At 71.0% G+C, this 19,382-nt stretch carries 16 protein-coding genes; 15 read left to right on the top strand and 1 reads right to left on the bottom strand.

From position 1 onward, the window contains the following. Positions 1 to 91 precede the first annotated feature (91 nt). A complete protein-coding gene (locus ACFWV8_RS19505) occupies positions 92 to 1,318 on the top strand; it encodes a PP2C family protein-serine/threonine phosphatase (RefSeq protein WP_384203526.1) in 1,227 nt (408 codons plus the stop codon). 40 nt (positions 1,319 to 1,358) lie between these two features. Here ACFWV8_RS19505 and ACFWV8_RS19500 read toward each other — a convergent pair whose 3' ends face one another. After that, positions 1,359 to 1,865, bottom strand: a complete 507-nt coding sequence (locus ACFWV8_RS19500; RefSeq protein WP_384203419.1) for a cupin domain-containing protein — start codon at positions 1,863 to 1,865, stop codon at positions 1,359 to 1,361. Between the two features lie 138 nt (positions 1,866 to 2,003). On the opposite strand from ACFWV8_RS19500, the gene ACFWV8_RS19495 reads away from it, so the two are divergent. The 14 genes from ACFWV8_RS19495 to ACFWV8_RS19430 all read left to right on the top strand — a co-directional run bounded on the left by ACFWV8_RS19495 (position 2,004) and on the right by ACFWV8_RS19430 (position 19,381). Beyond that, on the top strand, positions 2,004 to 2,438 hold the full coding sequence (locus ACFWV8_RS19495) for an Rrf2 family transcriptional regulator (protein WP_329390505.1): 435 nt from the start codon (positions 2,004 to 2,006) through the stop codon (positions 2,436 to 2,438). Continuing rightward, the gene (locus tag ACFWV8_RS19490) at positions 2,435 to 3,382 is read left to right on the top strand and encodes a DsbA family protein (protein WP_384203416.1); all 948 of its coding nucleotides are present in this window, start codon (positions 2,435 to 2,437) and stop codon (positions 3,380 to 3,382) included. The genes ACFWV8_RS19495 and ACFWV8_RS19490 overlap by 4 nt, the downstream gene beginning before the upstream one ends. Before the next feature lie 537 nt (positions 3,383 to 3,919). Continuing rightward, positions 3,920 to 5,503, top strand: a complete 1,584-nt coding sequence (locus ACFWV8_RS19485) for an ABC transporter substrate-binding protein (protein WP_384203414.1) — start codon at positions 3,920 to 3,922, stop codon at positions 5,501 to 5,503. A 47-nt stretch (positions 5,504 to 5,550) separates the two neighbouring features. Beyond that, the gene (locus tag ACFWV8_RS19480) at positions 5,551 to 6,579 is read left to right on the top strand and encodes an ABC transporter permease (protein WP_384203411.1); all 1,029 of its coding nucleotides are present in this window, start codon (positions 5,551 to 5,553) and stop codon (positions 6,577 to 6,579) included. Between the two features lie 3 nt (positions 6,580 to 6,582). After that, positions 6,583 to 7,473 (top strand): ABC transporter permease, encoded by an 891-nt coding sequence (locus ACFWV8_RS19475; protein ID WP_384203408.1) that lies wholly within the window; start codon positions 6,583 to 6,585, stop codon positions 7,471 to 7,473. Continuing rightward, on the top strand, positions 7,470 to 8,405 hold the full coding sequence (locus ACFWV8_RS19470) for an ABC transporter ATP-binding protein (RefSeq protein ID WP_384203405.1): 936 nt from the start codon (positions 7,470 to 7,472) through the stop codon (positions 8,403 to 8,405). Before ACFWV8_RS19475 ends, ACFWV8_RS19470 begins: the two co-directional genes overlap by 4 nt. Next, positions 8,402 to 9,244: an ABC transporter ATP-binding protein gene (locus tag ACFWV8_RS19465; RefSeq protein ID WP_384203402.1), complete on the top strand. Its 843-nt coding sequence runs from the start codon at positions 8,402 to 8,404 to the stop codon at positions 9,242 to 9,244. Before ACFWV8_RS19470 ends, ACFWV8_RS19465 begins: the two co-directional genes overlap by 4 nt. Positions 9,245 to 9,267: 23 nt before the next feature. After that, positions 9,268 to 10,608: an LLM class flavin-dependent oxidoreductase gene (locus ACFWV8_RS19460; protein ID WP_384203399.1), complete on the top strand. Its 1,341-nt coding sequence runs from the start codon at positions 9,268 to 9,270 to the stop codon at positions 10,606 to 10,608. A 45-nt stretch (positions 10,609 to 10,653) separates the two neighbouring features. After that, positions 10,654 to 11,694 carry an LLM class flavin-dependent oxidoreductase gene (locus ACFWV8_RS19455; RefSeq protein WP_384203396.1) on the top strand — a complete coding sequence of 347 codons (1,041 nt, stop codon included), beginning with the start codon at positions 10,654 to 10,656 and terminating at the stop codon, positions 11,692 to 11,694. A 1-nt stretch (position 11,695) separates the two neighbouring features. Next, positions 11,696 to 12,469, top strand: a complete 774-nt coding sequence (locus tag ACFWV8_RS19450; protein ID WP_384203393.1) for an alpha/beta hydrolase — start codon at positions 11,696 to 11,698, stop codon at positions 12,467 to 12,469. 90 nt (positions 12,470 to 12,559) lie between these two features. Beyond that, positions 12,560 to 13,168, top strand: coding sequence for an NADPH-dependent FMN reductase (ssuE, locus tag ACFWV8_RS19445; RefSeq protein WP_384203390.1), 609 nt, complete (start codon positions 12,560 to 12,562; stop codon positions 13,166 to 13,168). A 306-nt stretch (positions 13,169 to 13,474) separates the two neighbouring features. After that, positions 13,475 to 16,474, top strand: coding sequence for an aminotransferase (locus ACFWV8_RS19440; protein WP_384203387.1), 3,000 nt, complete (start codon positions 13,475 to 13,477; stop codon positions 16,472 to 16,474). A gap of 5 nt (positions 16,475 to 16,479) precedes the next feature. Then, positions 16,480 to 17,550 (top strand): LacI family DNA-binding transcriptional regulator, encoded by a 1,071-nt coding sequence (locus tag ACFWV8_RS19435; protein ID WP_384203385.1) that lies wholly within the window; start codon positions 16,480 to 16,482, stop codon positions 17,548 to 17,550. 211 nt (positions 17,551 to 17,761) lie between these two features. Then, positions 17,762 to 19,381: an ABC transporter substrate-binding protein gene (locus tag ACFWV8_RS19430; protein ID WP_384203382.1), complete on the top strand. Its 1,620-nt coding sequence runs from the start codon at positions 17,762 to 17,764 to the stop codon at positions 19,379 to 19,381. The last annotated feature ends 1 nt before the right edge of the window (position 19,382 follow it).

The following is a 19,382-nucleotide window of genomic DNA, read 5'->3' as shown; positions in this document are numbered from 1 at the left end:
CGGCCTAATGCGCCACTTCGGCGGCTCGACCAGGTCACGTTGTGCGGAGGCGGTGACCGGTGTGGGCGGCAGGAAGGGCAGTGGACCGGCCATGGGCGAAGAGGGCGTGGATCGGTCGGAGGGTTTCGGCGAGCGGCTGCTCGGTGTGCTGCTGGACAGGGCGCGGCTGTTGCCGCCGCAGCTGATCGCGCCGCTGATCGCCGAAGAGGTGGCCAGGATCGGCGGCCGTAAGGTGTCCCTCCTGCTCCAGGACTACGCGCAGGAGCTGCTGGTGCCGCTCCCGGGCAGGAAACTGCACGTGGGCCAGCCCGAACCGATGGCCGACTCCCCCGCCGGCCGGGCCTTCCTGCGCGCCGCTGTCGTAGAGGTACCCCAGGCCCACGGCGGCGTACGGATGTACCTGCCCCTGCTGGACGGAAGCGACCAGGTGGGCGTCATGGCCCTGACGCTGCCCGCCGTCGGCGACGACGACCGGCGCCTGCTGCGCCGGCTCGCCGGTCTGGTCGCCGACATGCTGGTCACCAAGAACGCCTACACCGACCAGTTCTTCCTGGCCCGGCGCCGGGAACCGATGAGCGTGTCCGCGGAGATCCAGTGGGGCCTGCTCCCGCCGCTGACAATGGCGGTGCCCCAGGTTCAGGTGGCAGGCATCCTGGAGCCCGCCTACCGCGTCGCCGGCGACAGCTTCGACTACGCCCTCAACGACAACATCCTGCACGTGGCCGTGATCGACGCGATGGGCCACGACCTGGACGCCGCCACGATGGCGACCATCGCCATCGGCGCCTACCGCCATGCCCGGCGCGTGTTCGTCAGCCTGGCCGAGAAATACGCGTTCATGGACCATGCCATCTCCCGGCAGTTCGGCAACGACCACTTCGTCACGGCCCAGCTGATGCACCTGAACATCGCCACCGGTGAGCTGGAACTGGTCAACGCGGGCCACCCCGCACCCCTGCTGATCCGCGAAGGCCAGGTCGTGCGGCAGCTGGAGAGCGCGACGACGCTGCCCCTCGGCTTCGGAGGTGAGACGCCCCGCATCCGGGAGCACACACTCCAGCGGGGCGACCGGGTGCTCTGCTACACCGACGGCATCATCGAGGAGCGGGCCGACGGCGGGGAGACCTTCGGTGAGGAACGCCTCATCCGCTGCGTCAACCGCCTGGGCCAGGAGCCGTCGGACGGGATGCGGGCGGATCTGCGCCGGCTCTCCCACACGCTGAAGAAGGAACGGGGCGGGCGCACCAGCGACGACGCCACCCTCTTCATGTTCGAATGGCGCGGAGGCGCCGCCGACCACCTCGCGGCCCTCGACTGAACCGGGGTGGAGTGCCCGCGTCGCGGCGGGCGCCCCTCGGTCAGGCGTCGTCGCTCGGCAGCGCGTACAGCCGGGGGAGGTTCACCACGATCGCCTCCTGGGTGCTGCGGGCGATGACGACCACCGCCTCCTCGGCCGGGTCGGGGTTCTCCTCCCGGTGCGGCACGAACGGCGGGACGAAGATGTAGTCCCCGGGCGCGGTGCGCAGCCGTACCTCCTCCGGTTCGCCGCTTGAGTCGTCCAGGAAGACGAACTCCGGGTGTCCGCTGATCACATGGATGGCGGTCTCGGATTCGCCGTGATGGTGGTCGGACGAGGAGGTCGCGGGGGCCACATGGGTCTGACCCATCCACAGTTTCTCGGAGCCGACGGTCTTTCCGCTGACGGCCGAGAATCGGCGCATACCGCCGGTCTGCGCCGTGTCGCCGTCGAGCGAGTCCGCGCGGACGTGGTGCAGACGGGCGCGCAGCGGCGTCACAGGGCCCTGCGGGGCGTCGGGGAGATGCGGGTGGAACCCCTCGCCCGGGGTCGTCGGATGCTCGCTCATGGCCGGGACGTTAGGACGGCTCCAGAAAGGATGTCAAGACATGTCCATTGCCGTTCACCTGCGGCAATGTTCCCGCAATGGAAGGGGCGAACCGGCGGAGGCCCGCGCCTCGCGCCGGCGGTCCGGCATGATGTGGTCATGCATATCTCCGCGAAGGCGGACTACGCCACCCGCGCCCTGATGGAGCTCGCGTGTGAGCCCGCCCGTCCGCTCACCTGCGAGGCCATCGCCGCCTCGCAGGAGATTCCGTTCCGTTTCCTGAAGTCCGTGGTCGGTGAGTTGCGCAGAGCGGGACTTGTTCGCAGCCAGCGCGGCTGCGAGGGCGGCTACTGGCTCGGCAGGCCCGCCGAGGACATCACCCTGCTGGACGTCGTGCGCGCCGTCGACGGCGAAGTGCTCACGCTGCGCGGCGAGTCACCGGCCGGGCTCGACTACCCCGGCCCGGCGGGAGCGCTGCCCGGGGTGTGGCGGCAGGTCGAGGCCCAGGCGACGGCGCTGCTCGGCGGACGGACCCTCGCCTCGTTGCTGCCCGCGGGCGCGGCCGGGCGGGACTCCAGGGTCGGCGCCGCGTGACGCACGCGCCCGGGGCACGCCGCGTACCGCCCGTACCGGAGTCGCCGGCCGTGCTTGAGGTGGTGGAGTACACCGACCCGCTGTGCCCCTGGGCGTGGGGATCCGAGCCCACGTTCCGCGCGTTGCGGGCGTCACTGGCCGGCGAGGTCCGCTGGCGGCGCGCGTACGCGATCCTCTTCGACCACGACGACGATCCGGCGCCCGACCCGGCTGCGGAGACGGCCTGGTACACGCGTTACGTGACCGGCATCAGCGCGCACACCCTCGCCCCGCGCCCGCTTCGGCTGAAGCGTGTGCCGGCCGGTTCGTGGCCGTCCTCGCTCGTGGCCAAGGCCGCGGAGTCGCAGGGCACCGATGTGGCCGAGCGCGTGCTGCGGCGCCTGCGGGAGAGTGTCTTCGTGCTGGGCGAACCGGCGGACACCACCGCGCTGGCGCTGTCCGCCGTGCGTGGCGTACCCGGTCTGGATCCGCGCCGCCTGGCGGCCGACGCCGCCTCGGCCGATGTGCTGGAGCGGGTCCGCGCCGACCGCGCCGAGGCACGCCGCCCGGTGCCCGAAGTCCTGTCCGTACAGCACGGGTCGCCGCATCCTGGCGCGGCCAAGGAGACCCTCGACGGCGGGCACCGCTACGCACTGCCCACCCTGGTGTTCCGCGTCGGCGCGACGTACCGCGCGGTGCCCGGCTGGCGGCCTTTCGAGGCGTACGCGGCGGCCGTCGACGAGCTTCGCCCAGGGCTGCGGAAGCCGGCCGAACCGCTGTCCCCGGCACGGGCGTTGGAGCTCCACGGGAGCCTGACCGAGCCCGAGCGGCGGGTGCTGACGGAGGGCGACTGGCCGCCGCCGCACGCCGTTCGGGTGGACACCGGAAACGGCCCCGTGTGGCTGCGTCCGGAGGAGGCCGCGGCGCGTCCGGAAGTCACCTCTTCCGGCCCCGCGAGCCCCTGATCTGCGGTCAGAGGCCGTCCCGCCCAATGAGACACCAATTGGTGTCCATTGACAGGCGCGGAGATCTGACGCCAGGATGTGCCGCATGAAGACGACGCATCCCGGTGTGGTCTGCCGCTACGTGGATCTGCGGCGCACGTCCAGCGCTCTCTGTCGCTGACCGCCGGCCGCCCACGGCCCACCGGCGCCTGAACGCCCCCGGCGACATCGCCCGCCCGCCGCTCCGGCGAGCCGCGCGGGCCCTCGTGGGCCGTCAGTTGTCGTCGCCGGTCAGCCCGCGCCGCCACTCAGCACCCAGGACCGGTCCGGCGAATCTTCGCTGACTCCTTCTCTCCCCCCTCTTCTCGGCATTCCTGGCCGCCCCCGCGATTCGTCGTCGCCCCCGCCCCGGGCATGGCGCGTCCCCGACGTGTGCAGCGAAGCACTCGTCGGCATGCCCGCCACCGCACGAGCCGATGTCCGCGCGGACGCGGCCCCCCTTCGTCCGCAGATCCCGGCGCCCTGTCACGGGCACGGATCATTCAGAGAAAGAACGACATGTCCGGACGACTCACGCTCAGCCGCCCGTCGAACCTCCGATCCCACCGACGAGCCCACCGCCAGGCCGGCCGGCTGCGCCTCGCCGCCCTCGGCACCACGCTCGTCACCGTGCTCGTCCCGTCCCTCGCCGCGTGCGGCGGTGACGCCGCCGGCTCGGGCGGGGCCGCCACGCTCAAGTGGACCTCCTCCTACTTCCCGACCCACTGGGACCCGGTGGTCGGCGGCAGCGGCGCCCAGTTCCGCGAACTCGCCCTGGTCTACGCCTCGTTGACACGCACCGACGAGAGCGGCAAAGCGGTCCCGGATCTCGCCGAGAGCTGGGAGTACAACGGCAAGGGCGACCGCATCACCTTCCATCTCCGTCCCGGCCTGAAGTTCAGCGACGGCGAACCCCTGGACGCCACCGCGGTCAAGGCCGCGGTCGAACGGGCCAAGGAGCAGCAGGACTCGGCCCTCTTCGGCGACCTGACCTCGATCGAGTCGGTGGAGGCCGACGGGCTGGACGCGGTCGTGAAGCTCAGTCAGGTCGACTACCAGATACCGCAGTTGCTCGGTCAGCGGGTGCTCCAGATCGCCAGCCCCAAGGCGGCCGGGTCCCCGAAGGAGCTGGACCGCGCCCCGGTCGGCGCCGGGCCCTTCGTCGTCACGCAGTTGGTACCGGGCACCAAGGCGGTGCTGAAGAAGAATCCGGACTACTGGGACGCGAAGAACATTCACATCGACAACGTCGAGCTGACGTCCGCGCCCGACGCCTCCACCGTCGTGTCCGGCCTCCAGACCGGCGTCTACAACTTCGCGGACATCGAGCCCAGCCAGGCGGACGCCGCCAAGAAGGCCGGTCTGGACGTCTTCGTCCAACCCGGCTTCAACGCCTCGAACATCAGCCTGAACGTCAACAAGGCCCCGTTCGACGACAGCAGGGTGGTCGACGCCGTCCGCCATGCGGTCAACCGCCAGGAGTTCGTCGACAAGATGACGTTCGGCTACGGCGAGGTGACCAACCAGCCGTTCCCGGAGAGTTACGTCGCCTACGATCCGGGGTCCCGCGACGCGTACCCGTACGACCCCGCGAAGTCGAAGAAGCTCCTCGCCGACGCGGGTCACCGGCCCGGTGACATCAAGCTCGACCTGGTCATCCCCGCGGAAGACCCACAGGCCGAGATCGTCCAGTCGCAGTTGGCCAAGGTCGGTATCACCGTCAACATCAAGATCGACAAGAACTGGGCAACCCCGTTCTTCGCCAAGGACCTCACCTTCTCGCTCTACGGCACCACGGGACGTGACTCCGCCGCGCAGACCCTCACCGCCCACTTCGGTCCCGACGGCCCGCTGAATCTCAGCTCGCCCTACGAGCCGGCCGGCTTCGACGCGGCCATCGCCAAGGTGCGCCAGACGCCACTGGAGGCACCGGAGTACCCGAAGGTCCTCCAGGCGGCGACCCGGGCCGGTCTGAAGAGCGAGGCGCTGGTCTTCACGTACTCCTCGCCGAACCTGATCGCGAAGAGCAAGTCGATCTCGGACCTGCCGCGGAATCCGGCCCATATCGACTGGACCGGCGTGACCGTCTCCGGCTCCAACTGACCTCTGTCCGCAGCGGATCAGCCCCATCACAGAAAGGAGGCAGACCCATGACGAAGACCGCGGTCGAGCCGGCGCCCGACCGGCCGCACGAGGTCGCCGCCGCCAGGACGCGGCACGCGCTGCGCCGCGTCGTCGGCGTCGTCGCCCGGTCGGTCGCGATCTTCGTGCCGGTCTTCCTGGTCGCGACGTTCGTGACGTTCGCGCTGCGCTCGCTGAGCGGGCTCAGCCCGGCCCGTATCCAACTGGGCGAGAAGGCGACGCCCGAGGCGATCGCCAGGGTCGAGGCCCAATGGGGCCTCGACCGGCCCTTCCTGGTCCAGTACGGGGACTGGCTCGGCGGTGTTCTCCACGGTGAGCTGGGCACCAGCTGGACCAACGGCGCGGACATCTCCACACTCATCGGCCTCGGTCTGGGCGTGAGCCTGTCGATCGCGACGTTCGCGCTGGTCATCGGTGTGGCCGCCGGCTTTCTCCTCGGTACGCTGGCGGCCCTGCGACGCACCACCTGGATCGACCGGGCGATCACGGGCTTCGTCACCGTCATCTCGGTGATGCCCGCGTTCGTGGTCGGCATCGTGCTGGTCGCGGTCCTCGCTGTCGGGCTCCATCTCTTCCCGGCCGCCGGCTATGTCCCGGCCGAGCAGGGCGTCGGGCCGTGGCTCGCGCACATCACCCTGCCCGCCGTCGCGCTGAGCTTCGACGTCATCGCGGACGTCGCCCGCCAGTTGCGTACGAGTCTGATCGCCGCCTACTCCGAGAACTATGTGACGGGCGCGGTGGTACGGGGGCTGAGCCCCCGCCGGATCTTCTTCGGCCATGTGCTGCGCAACGGTCTGGGCCCGACGCTCGCCACCCTGGGTCTGAAGTTCCCGTCCCTGGTGGGCGCCTCCGTCGTGACGGAGTGGATCTTCGGTCTCCAGGGCTTCGGGCGATTCGCCAACGACTCCGCGCAGGCCGGTGACGTACCCGCCGTCCAGGGAGTTCTCGTGGTGTCGATCGTCCTTGTCGTCGGCTTCAACCTGATCGTCAACCTGATGCTGGCGCGCGTGACGCCCGCGTCCCAGCGGGGAGTGTGAACCATGGTGCGCCGCGTCCTCTCACTCACCTCCGGCCGGATCGCCGTGGTCATCCTCACCGTGATCGCCCTGCTCGCCGTACTCGGGCCGTTCCTCGCTCCGCAGGACCCGCTGGCCACCAGCGACAACACGCTCGCCGCCACGTCCGGTGCCCACTGGCTGGGCACGGACTACCTCGGCCGTGACGTGTTCAGCAGGCTGCTCGACGGATCGCGCGTCAGTGTGCTCGGCTCGCTCGAAGTGGCCCTGGTGGCACTGGTGGTGGGCGCTGTCCCCGGCATCCTGTCCGTCTATCTGGGCCGGGTCTTCGAGTGGCTCACGCTGCGGCTGGCCGACACCCTGGTCGCCCTGCCGTTCCTGTTGTTCGCCGTCGCCGTGATCGCGCTGCTCGGCAACGGGATCACCCAGGCCATGCTGGTCACGGGCGCGCTGGTGTCCCCGCTGTTCTACCGGGTGGCCCGCGCGGCCACCCTCTCCGTGGCCCGCTCGCACTACGTGGAGGCGGCGCTCATCTCGGGGGCGTCGCTGGGCTGGGTCGTACGCCGCCATGTCTGGGCCAAGGTGCTGCCGCCGATAGCGGTCGCGCTCGCCCAGACGATCGGCGTCGGCTTCGTGATCGTCGCGAGCCTCACGTTCCTCGGCATCGGCGTCCAGCCGCCAGCGCCCACCTGGGGCGGGCTGCTCGCCTCCGACCTCGGCTATCTCAGCCACCGGCCGTGGGCGCCGCTGCCTCCCGCACTGCTGATCATGGCCACCGTATGGGCCGCCAATCTGCTCGCCGACGCCATCCGTGACGTGTCCGGCGAGGCCGGCCGCGCGCTGGTCAACAACCGCGAGGCCCGCGCCGGCCGCATCGACAAGGCCGGCCCCGCGCCCGCCGGAGGTACGTCATGACGACGCTGTCCGAGAACTTCGCCCCGAGGGGTCGGCAGAGCCCGCGGGCCCCGGAGAACACCGCGAGGGCCAACTCACCCGACACGGCCGGTCCCACGGCCCCGCCGGTGCTCGCCCTGCGCGACGTACGCGTCGGCGACCGGGCCGGCCACCGCGAGATCGTCCACGGGGTGAGCTTCGAACTCACGGCGGGCAGCACGGTCGGGATCGTCGGCGAGTCCGGCAGCGGCAAGACCCTCACCTGCCGCGCCGCGCTGGGCATCCTGCCCCCGCACTTCGAGGTCACCGGCGGATCGATCGCGATCAACGGCACCGACATCAGCACGCTGACGCCGCGTCGGTGGACGGCTCTGCGGGGCGGCACGATCAGCGCCGTCTTCCAGGATCCGGCGTCCTACCTCAACCCCTCGATCCGTATGGGCGCGCAGATCGCCGAGGTGATCCGGGTCAAGAAGGGGCTGAAGCGGCGCGCGGCCCGGCGGCTCGCCCTGGATCTGCTGCGGGCCGTCCAACTGCGTGACCCGGAGCTGGTCTACGGCCAGTACACCTACGAGCTGTCCGGCGGCATGCTCCAGCGCGTGCTGATCGCGGCGGCCATCGCGGCCGACCCGCAGCTGCTGATCGCCGACGAGGCCACCACGGCACTCGACGTCACCGTCCAGGCCGAGATCCTCGATCTCCTCGCCGACCTGCGCGAACAAGCCGGTCTGGCCCTCGTCGTCGTCTCCCACGACCTGGCCGTCGTTGCCCAGATGTGCGACGAGGTCCTGGTGATGAGGGAGGGAGAGGTCGTGGAGCACGGTCCCACGCGTGCGGTGCTCCACGATCCGCGGCACGAGTACACCCGGCTGCTCATCGCCGGGCACGAGGAGTACGGCCTGGAGAAGTTCCTCGCTCCGCGGACCCCCGCGCTGTCCAAGGAGGCGTCGTGATCACCGGATCGCCGGCCTGGGAGCCGGTCCTGGAGGTCACCGGCCTGGAGGTCCACTACGGTTCACGTCGCCGGCGCCGGCGCGCCCTGGCCGGAATTTCGCTGAGCGTCGCACCCGGCGAGACCGTCGGCGTCATCGGCGAGACGGGATCAGGCAAGTCCACCTTCGCGCGGGCCGTACTCGGCCTCGTCCGCCCCACGGCGGGTTCGGTCGTCATCGGCGGTGAGGACGTGAGCGCGTACGGCAAACGGCAGTGGCGCGACCTGCGCCGGCGCGGGGTGATCCAGTACGTCTTCCAGGATCCGCTGCGCAGTCTCGACCCGGACCTCACCGTCGAGGACTCGCTGACCGAGCCGCTGCTCGTCCAGGGTGTCCCGGGCCGGGAAGCGGCCGGGCGCGCCCGTGCTTTCCTCGCCCGGGTACGCCTCACGGAAGAGCTTCTCGGCAGGCTGCCGGGAGAGTTGTCCGGCGGACAGCGCCAACGCGTCGCGGTAGCACGCGCGTTGATCACCGAACCCCGGCTGGTCATCCTCGACGAGCCCGTCAGCGCCCTGGACTCCGCCAACCGCGTCCAGATCCTCGGGATCCTCAAGGAACTGCGCGCCACCGGGGTCTCCCTCGTCTTCATCTCCCACGACCTCGGCTCCGTCGCCGGGACCGCCGACCGTATCGCCGTCCTCCACCAGGGCGAACTCGTCGAGGTCGGAGAAGCCCGCGACGTCGTCAACCAGCCGCGACACCCGTACACGCGGCTGCTCGTCCGCTCCGCTCCCACCCTGCGCACCGCTCCGGCGGACAGGGCCGAGCGCCAAGCCCTGCGCGCGCTGCTGAACCCCTGAGCCCACGACAGACAGGAAGAGCCATGTCCCGCACGATCCATCTCGCGCTGCACCCCTACGGCGTCGGCGGCCCCGGCCAGCATGGTCTCTGGAAGGACCCGCGCGTCGCCAAGAACGCCAGCATCGACATCAATTACTACATCCGGCAGGCCCAGGCGGCCGAACACGCGCTCTTCGACGCGCTGTTCGTGGTCGACAGCCAGTTCATCAACGCCACCTACCCGGCGCACTACCTCAACCGGCTGGAGCCGCTGACCCTGTTGTCCGCGGTGGCAACCCACACCCGGCACATCGGGCTGGTGGGCACGGCGAGTTCGACGTACAACTCACCGTTCAACCTCGCCCGCCGCTTCGCCTCGCTCGACCACATCAGCGGCGGACGAGCCGGCTGGAACGTGGTGACCAGCTTCGACACAGGCACGTCCAGGAACTTCGGGCTCGACGAACACCTCGACTACACCACCCGCTACGGCCGCGCCCTGGAGTTCGTGCAGGTCGCCCGCGGTCTGTGGGACTCCTACGAGGACGACGCCTTCCCGGCCGACGTGGCGGGCAACGTCTTCCTCGACCCGGCCAAGCTGCACGCGCTCGACCACATCGGTGAGCACTTCGAGATCGCGGGCCCGCTCAACCTCTCCCGCTCGCCGCAGGGCCAGCCGGTGATCTTCCAGGCCGGGGTCTCCGAGGAGGGCCGCGATCTCGCCGCGCGGGTCGCCGAGGGCATCTACGCGCCGGGCGGCCCGCTGGAACAGGCACGCGCGTACTACGACGACATCAAGCGTCGCACCGCGGCGTACGGGCGCGACCCCGACCACATCAAGATCTTCATCCACGGCGGTCCGGTCGTCGCCGGTACCGACGAGGCGGCCCGGCGCCGCGAGCGGGAGATCTTCGACGAGGACAACGACTTCGACCGCAATCTCGCGCTTCTGGGCCGCTCCTTCGGGGCGTACGACTTCAGCCGGCACGATCTGGACGCGGCGTTCCCCGACGTGGCCCATCTCGCCGAGAAGGGCGGCCGTACGGGCGCCGCGAGAATCATCGAGCGGGCCCGGACCGAGAATCTGACGCTGCGTCAAGTGACCGATTCGCTCGGGGAGTTCCGCCGGTCGCCGTTCGTCGGCGCGCCCGAGACCGTCGCCGCCACCATCGAGGAGTGGTTCGACGCCGGCACCTTCGACGGCATCAACCTCGCGTTCCGCACCGACGACGACCTCGCTCTCTTCGTCGACGGTGTCGTCCCGATCCTCCAGAAGCGCGGTCTGTTCCGCACCGAGTACGCCTCCGACACCCTGCGCGGCAACCTCGGCCTGCCGGTTCCCGCCAACCGCCACACCCACGAGCCCCAGCTCGCCAACGACTGAGCCGCCACTCCCCCGGCCCAGTCCGGTCTCCGAAAGGCACTCGCCATGACCACCGAGACAGCGCGCTTCAGACTCGGCTTCCTCACCCACGTCCAGGGCCGCGGCAGCGACCAGGCCCGGATCTACCGCAACGCGCAGGACCTCTTCGTCGCCGCCGACGAACTCGGCTTCGACGTCGGCTGGGTCGCCCAGCACCATGTCCCCGCCGGCGGGGGCGGTCTCTCCTCACCGTGGACGTTCCTCGCCCACGCGGCGGCGAGGACCACCCGGATCCGGCTCGGCACCGCCATCACCGTCCTGCCGCTGGAGGACCCGGTCCGCCTCGCCGAGGACGTCGCCACCGTGGACGCCCTCAGCGGCGGGCGCGTCGAGATCGGGGTGGGCAGCGGCTACAACGCGCAGGAGTACGCCGCGTTCGGCCAGGACGTCGCCCGTAAACGCGAGTTGACCAGCCAGAACCTCGATGTGCTGCGCCACGCCCTGGCAGGCGACGAGGTGCGTACGCCCGGCTTCCGCATCCAGCCGGCGTCCACCGGGTTCTCGGACCGGATCTGGCAGGGTGTCTTCGGCGAGAGCGGGGCGGCCTACGCCGCGGCCGGTGGCTCGAACCTGCTGCTCAACCGTGCGGCGTACGGATTCGACGCCCCCACCGACGAGGTGCAGCGCCCCTGGGCGGACGCGTACCTGGCCGCCTGGGACCGGCCCCGGCGCCCGCGGATCGGGCTGTCCCGGTTCGTGTTCCCCGCGAAGGACAGGCGCACGGCGCTCCGGCAGATCAGCGACGACGTCCACGGGGCGGCGCTGCGTATGTCGGAGGGCGGCGCCTTTCCGAAGGGCCTGTCCGTGGACGAGGCGCTGCGTCGCTTCCACTCCTTCTACGGCGCGCCCGAGGACATCGTCGAGGCGCTCCGGCGGGAGCGGGTCCTGCCTGTCGCGACCGACCTGATCACCCAGTTCAACCCCGCCGTCCCGGACCAGGACGCCGCGCTCCGGGCGCTCGAACTCATCGCGACCGAGGTGGCACCCGCCCTGGGCTGGCAGCCCGCGCCCGCCGCCGGAGCTGTCCCCGAACCCGCAGGAGTGTGAGATGACCGAGTACACCGATCATTACGGCCCCGAGGGCCTGCGCACGCGTGCCACCGTCATCGTGGTGCCCGGCCGTGGCGAGACCCGCGCGACCTACGCCAGGCTCGGCAGGCGGCTCGCCGCCGACGCGTACCGCGTGCGTGTCGTCGACGCCCCGGCCATCGACACTCGCGACCTGGCGGGCTCGCTGGACCGCTTCGGCGGCCGGCTCGCCGAGACCGTCGCCGGCACCACGGACTCCGCCGACTCCGCTGTCGTGCGGCCCGTCGTACTGGTGGGGGCAGACACCGGAGCCGTCGCCGTCGCCGCGCTCCTCGGTAGGGACGAGGCCCTGGCCGCTCTCCGGCCGGACGCCGTCGTTCTCGCGGGGCTTCCGGGCGGCGCCGTCGCCACCGCCGGTACCTGGGACGAGGAACTCGACGTACGCACCTCGTGCCCGGCCCATCGAGGCACGCTCACCGACGACTCACAGGTGCGCAGGGGCTCGCTCGGCGACGCGGTGCCGGACGTACTGCTCAGGGCCGCGTTCGACAGCGAGGCCGACGTCCCGGCGCTGTTCCTCGTCGGCGACAGCGACCCGCTCGCGGACCTGGACGCTGTCGTCCGCACGGCCAAGTCCCGTGCCCGTGCCCGCCTTTCGGTGGTCCGCGGTGCCCACCACGACGTCCTGAACGACGTACAGCACCGGTCGGTGGCGGCCGAGATCGTCACCTTCCTGGAGACGCTGCGCAACGAGCTGGTGCCGGTGGTCGCGGTGGAATCCAGCGCCTGGTGACAACCGCCGTCCGACAGTCGCGTCGCCGGCCTGACCGAACCGGCCGGTCCCCCGGCATCTCCGAACCCTCAACCCCGGAAGGGTCCTCATATGGCCGCCATCCTGTCCGTCTCCGGTAGTCCCTCCGCCACCTCCCGCACCGCGCGGCTCCTGCGCCATCTGAACGACCGGCTCCGCCGCCAGGGCCACGACGTGATCGCGCTGGACGTACGCACCCTGCCCGCCGATGCCCTGCTCGGCGCCGACTTCCGTCACCCGGCCATCATCGAGGCCACGGCACTGTTCGCGCGGGCGGACGGGGTGGTGATAGGCACGCCCGTCTACAAGGCGGCCTACTCGGGACTGCTGAAGTCGCTGCTCGACCTGCTGCCGCAGTACGCGCTGACCGACAAGACGGTGCTGCCGCTGGCCACCGGCGGCACCACGGCCCACGTCCTGGCGATCGACTACGCGCTGCGCCCGGTCCTCAGCTCCATGGGTGCCGGGCACATCACCCCCGGCTGGTTCACGCTCGACAAGGAGATCACCGTCGGCGACGACGGCACGCTGACGATCGCGCCGACCGCCGCCGAGGCCCTGACCGAGGTCACCGACAGGTTCTCCGCCCTGCTGGGGGGCTCAGATCCCGCTGCCGGACCGGGCCTCAGGTTGTCCACCGCGGACGCCGAACTCGAACCACGTAGTCTTGCCTCGCCCTGAGGGCGAGCTTCCCCAGGTCCGAGAGAGTGCCTCGACGATCAGGAGTCGTCGTCCGGACTCGGTGTTTTCGCTCGGTTCATAACCGGCCTCCATGAGCGGGCTGTTGCTTCGTTCGAGGACAGCGGCAGGAGCGCGCCCCTCCGCTTCGGGCAGATACGGAAGGCCGCGTGGCAGCAGACCGTGCTGGAGGGTGCGCAGCGGCGGAAACCCTGACCGTTGACAGACACATTCCCCCTGGTTAGATTGCGCCGGAACGATCCGGCACGCAGGGTGCGGAGCCGGGTCAGGCGCTCGGAGGGGAGCAGAATGGGGTTCTCGGCTGCGGACTGGCAGGTGCCGTCCATGGTTCCCGTCGACGACGCCACGGTGGCGGGCGTGCTGCGCGAACGGTTCGGGGTACGGGGGACCGTCCGCGATCTCGGCAGTCAGCAGGACCGCAACTACCGCGTACGCACGGAGTCCGGCGGCGACCACGTCCTGAAGATCGCGAACCCGGTCTCCGACCCCGCCACGCTGAGCGCCCAGGTCACCGCCTGCGAACATCTCGCCGACGCCCACCCCGCGCTCCGGCTGCCCCGGGCACGGGCGGGTGTCGACGGCGCCTTCGTCCAGCCCGTCACCGTCGACGGAGTCAGGCTGCACTGCCGGCTCTTCGACTACGTACCTGGCGAGCCGATCATGGACAGCCGCTATCTCTCGCCCCATGTCGTCGCCCGGCTCGGTGAACTCGCCGGGCGTACGGCCTCCTCCCTGGCCGCGCTCACCGTGCCGGAAACGGACCGGCCCCGGCTGTGGGACCTGCGCAACGCGGCCGACGTGGTCGAGGCGCTGGCCCCCTTCATGACCGACCGGGAGCGGGCCGCCCGGGTGGTGAGCGAGGCACACGCCGCCCAGGCCCGGCTGCGCTCCCTCGAAGGGGAACTGCCGGTCCAGCTGATCCACGGCGACCTCACCGACAACAACGTGGTGTGCGAGAAGAGCCAGGACGGCCGGCCCATGCCCGTGGGCGTGATCGACTTCGGTGACCTCGGGTACGGCTGGGCGGTCGCCGAACTCGCCGTGACCTGCGCGTCCGTGCTCCACCACCACGGCTGCACCCCGGCGTCGGTCCTGCCCGCGGTGCGGGCCTTCCACCAACTGCGCCCGCTGGACGGCCCGGAGACCGACGCGTTGTGGCCGCTCGTCGTCCTGCGGACCGCGGTCCTGGTCGTGAGCGGGCAGTACGACATCCTCCAGGACCCCGGCAACGAGTACGCGGGGACGGCCCTGGAACGCGAGTGGGCGATGTTCGAGGCCGCCGTGTCCGTTCCTGCGGAGGTCATGGCGGCCCAACTGCGCGCTGTCCTGAGCCACTTCGCCCCGCCGCTCGCCCCGCCGCCCGGCCCGCCGATGGCCGGGCACCCGCTCCTGCCCGACCTGACCGCAGACGTCGGGACACTGGACCTGTCGGTGGAGGGCGACGCCCTGCACGCCGGGCGCTGGCTGGACACCGGGGTCGAATCGGCCCTGGCGGCACGGGTGTTGGACGACGGCGTCACGGCCGTACGGACCCGGCACGGCGAGTACCGGCTGACCCGCTCCCGGCCGGACGCCCCGGACGCCCCCACCCTCGCACTCGGTGTCGAGCTGTGGGTCGCGGCGCCGACCCCGCTCCGGGCACCCTGGGCCGGGACGCTCGTACGGCACGCGCCGGACGGGGTGACCCTGCGCACCGACGGCGGGTGGAGCCTGGTGCTCGACGGCATCGAGGTCGTCGACGGCGCGTACGGCACCGCCAGCGGCGACAGCACCGACGGGTCCGAGAGCGCCGACGGCACCGTCCCCGCCGGGGCACTCCTCGGTACCGTCGCCGCCCGGCCGGACGGTACCGCCGCACATGTCCAGCTCTCCCGTCTGACCGGCCGCCCCGCGCCCCGCACCGTTCCCCCGGGACTGGCCGACGGCTGGCTCGCGGTCTGCCCCGATCCCGCCGCGCTGTTCGCGCCCGCCGGGACGGCCACCACGCCCGGTACCGGAGCCGAAGGCGCCCCGGCTCTTCTGGAGCGCCGTGACCGTTCCTTCGCCACCGTGCAGGAGCACTACTTCGACGCGCCGCCGCGCATCGAACGGGGCTGGCGTGAGCACCTCGTCGACACCGAGGGCCGCTGCTATGTGGACATGCTCAACAACGTGACGATCCTCGGTCACGGCCACCCGGCACTGAGCGAGGCCGTCCACCGGCAGTGGCAGCGCCTCAACACCAACTCCCGTTTCCACTACGAGTCGGTGGTCGCCCTCTCCGAGCGGCTGGCCGGACTGCTGCCCGACGGCCTGGACACCGTGTTCCTGGTGAACAGCGGCTCGGAGGCGGTCGATCTGGCACTGCGTCTGGCCTGGGCCGCCGCCGGGCGGCAGGACGTCGTCGCGGTGGGTGAGGCGTACCACGGCTGGACGTACGCCTCCGACGCCGTCTCGACCTCGGTCGCCGACAACCCCGGCGCGCTCACCTCCCGCCCCGACTGGGTGCACGTACTGCCCGCGCCGAACTCCTACCGGGGCCTCCACCGAGGACCGGACGCCGGGCGGTACGGCCCGCTCGCGGCCGATGCGATCACAGAGCTGGCCCGTTCGGGGCGCCCGCCCGCCGCGTTCATCTGCGAGCCGTACTACGGGAACGCCGGCGGTATGGCGCTGCCCGACGGCTATCTCCGGCAGGTGTACGAGGCCACCCGCGCGGCGGGCGGTCTGTGCGTCGCCGACGAGGTGCAGGTCGGATACGGGCGGCTCGGCTCGTATTTCTGGGGCTTCGAACAGCAGGGAGTCGTACCGGACATCGTCACCGTCGCCAAGGCGATGGGAAACGGTCACCCGCTGGGCGCCGTGATCACCCGTAAGGAGACCGCCGACGCCTACCGTTCCCAGGGGTACTTCTTCTCCTCGGCCGGTGGCAGCCCCGTCAGTTCGGTCGTCGGGCTCATCGTGCTCGACGCGCTGCGCGACGAGGGACTCCAGGAGAACGCCAGGACCGTGGGCGGCCATCTGCGCGACCGGCTGCTGGCACTGGCGGACCGGCATAAGCTGATCGGCGCGGTGCACGGGACGGGGCTCTACCTCGGGGTGGAGTTCGTGAGGGACCGGACGACCCTGGAGCCGGCCCCCGAGGAGACCGCGGCGATCTGTGAGCGGCTGCGCGAACTGGGAGTCGTCGTACAGCCGACCTCGGACCGGCAGTGCGTCCTCAAGATCAAGCCCCCGCTCTGTCTGACCCGTGAGAGCGCGGACCGTTTCGTCGCCGCGCTCGACGACACCCTGACCCACGGATGGTGAACCGGATGCCCCGTACGACACCGAGCCGGTCCGACGTCCCGGACGGGCACCGGGAGCCGGTCCCCAGCGCCCGGCCCCGCTCCGACGAAGCCCCGCCGCCGACCATCGCGGACGTGGCGCGGGAGGCGGCGGTCTCCAAGACGACGGCGTCGGACGCGTTGCGCGGGCACGGCCGGGTCTCCGGCGCGACCCGGGAGGCGGTCGAGGCGGCGGCCCGGCGGCTCGGCTACTCGCCCAACCGGAACGCCCGTTCGCTGCGTACGTCGGTGACCGAGACCATCGCGCTGCACATCCCGGAGTTCCTGACGAGCGCCGAGTACTACATGTCGTTCGTCTTCGGGGTGATCGAGCAGGCGACGCGCGCCAGTCTCAACGTCACGATGATCTCCTCCGGCCATCTGCCGCACCGCGGGGCGCCGCCCCAGGTCGACGGGCTGGTCCTGTGCGATCCGATGGCCGGGGACCCGGTCGTCGACGCCCTGATGAACTCCGGGCTGCCGGTCGTCACCGCCGAGCGCTACGTGGGCGACAAGGAGTCCACCGGGGTCGTCTGGTCGGACCACGAGACGACGGCCGTCGAACTGCTCGACCATCTGCGGGCCGCGGGCGCCACCCGGCCCGCCTTACTCGCCTCGGACAGCACCGCGGAGTGGGCCACGACGGTCCTCGACACCTACCGCCGGTGGTGTGCGCGCAACGGCCTGCCCGTCACCGTCCACAAGGCCCCCTTCGGTTCGCCTCCCGAGGTGCTGCGTACCGAGGTGGCCAGGATGCTCGCCGGGGCGCCGGAGACCGACGCCATCGTCTGCGCCGCCGACGGGGCGGCCGTGACCGTGCTCCCCGAGATCCGGGCGGCCGGCCGTACGGTCGGCAAGGATCTGCTCCTCGCCTCGTGTGTCGACAGCACCAGAATGCGGCTCTCGGACCCTCCGATCACGGCGATCGATCTGCGCCCCCGTGACATGGGCGCGGAGTGCGCGCGCCTGCTCTGCGAAATTCTGGCCGGCCGCGCTCCGCGTGGCACGGTCAGATCACTCCCGATCAGTCTCCACACTCGCGCTTCGACCGGCCTCTGACACCGCATTCCACGGGTCTTTCCGGACGACGGATTCACGTCGCCCGGAAAGACCCGTGCCCATTTCCCCGGGCCCCGGACGGATCGGACAACGCTTCGCACCAATTCGCCGTCATCCATTGACAATCGAATTTCGGACGACGTAACTTCCCCTTCACGCCGGAACGATCCGGCACTTGTCTCGTACAAGGCTCGTACAAGGAGGGGACCACGTGCGAAGAAGTACGGTCATCGCGTGTTCTGCCGTTCTGTCGGCCGCCCTGGTTTCCTGCTCGTCCCCCGCTTCCCAGGGCGGGCAGGACCGGGCGGGCAAGCAGGAGAAGCCCGGATTTCTCACCGTCGCCGACGACAGCCTCACCGGGCGCGGCTCGCTCACCGTCCAGCTCGACTACGACTCCGTCGAGGCCGACGGACTCAATCCGCAGACGGCCTCCAGCGCCCGTTCCTGGATGCTCGGCTCGCTCGTCTACGAACCGCTGGTCACCATAGGACCGGGCTTCGAGATCAAGCCCCTGCTGGCCACGGCATGGAAGCAGCCCACCCCGACCCGTTACGTCTTCACGCTCCGCGAAGGCGCCACCTTCTCCAACGGGCGCGCCGTCACCGCCGACGACGCCGTGGGCAGCCTGCGCCGGCTCCTGAAGTCCAAGGGCCCGTACGTGGGGCAGCTCGGGCCCGTCGAATCGGTGACCGCGTCCGCGCCGGGCGAGGTCACGGTCGAACTCTCCAAGCCCTACACGCCGTTCCTCGCCGCGCTCGCCAACACCCCCGCCGCCGTCCTGCCGATGAAGGAGATCGAGGACGGGTCGCTGGACATCACCAAGGAAATGCTCGGCTCCGGCCCGTTCACCGTGCGGGAGCACCGGCAGGACCGCGACTGGACGTTCGCGAAGAACGCGAAATACCATGACGCCGACCGGGTCGACATCGGGGAACTCAAGGTCGAAATCGTGCCGCAGGAGGCCGCCCGGCTGGCCGCCGTACGCAATGGCACATCCGGGTTCGCCTTCTTCAACAATGTCGACTCCATCGACCAGTTGAGCGGAACTCGGAACGCGAAAGTAGTCAACCAGAACAACAGCGACTTCTACTACCTCATCCAGAACTCGCGGAACCCGAAATCCCCGCTGGCGGACCAGAAGATCCGTTTCGCGCTGAACTCCGCCCTGGACCGGCAGCAGATGGCCGACGTCGCCCTCGGCGGACAGGCGAGGCCGACCGGCGTCACACCCGTGGTGCTGCCCGGCGCCTGCGACCCGGCGGACCTGCCCGGCGCCCGCGCAGCGGACGACGCGAAAGCCGCGCTCAAGGCCGCGGGAGCCGAGAACCTGACACTCCGTCTCGCCGTCTACACCTCCGAGCCGGCGCTCGGCCAGATCGCCCAGGTGATCCAGCAGCAGTACGCGGCCGTCGGCGTCACCGTCGAGATCGAGAAGCTGGACGACTCGACCTACAACGAACGGGTCTTCGCCCCGAAGGCCGACTTCGACATGGCGATCGGCTGGTTCGCCGGGTACGTGGACGCCGCCATGGTCTCCCGCTGGTGGAACCCCGTCGTCGCGGGCTTCTCCGCCGGCTTCATCGGCGACGACAAGGAACTCGACAAGCTGATCGACTCGGCGTCCGCCCAGCCCGCCGGTGACGCGCGCGAGCGGACGCTGCGCGAGGTGTGCGACCGCGTCGACACCAACGCCGAGATGCTGCCCCTGGTCACCCGCCCCGGAGCGATCGGCCTGCGCACCGACAAGGTCAGCCCGACCCTGTACGCGAACGAAGGCTTCGGCAACATCCTGCGGAACGTCACCGACTTCACGCTCCCGGCGGCGAAGTAGT

This window comes from Streptomyces sp. NPDC058665 (assembly GCF_042714995.1).
In the GTDB taxonomy this organism is placed as follows: domain Bacteria; phylum Actinomycetota; class Actinomycetes; order Streptomycetales; family Streptomycetaceae; genus Streptomyces.
Note: the sequence above shows the minus strand (reverse complement) of the source record. Positions and strands in the feature narration are given on the sequence as shown.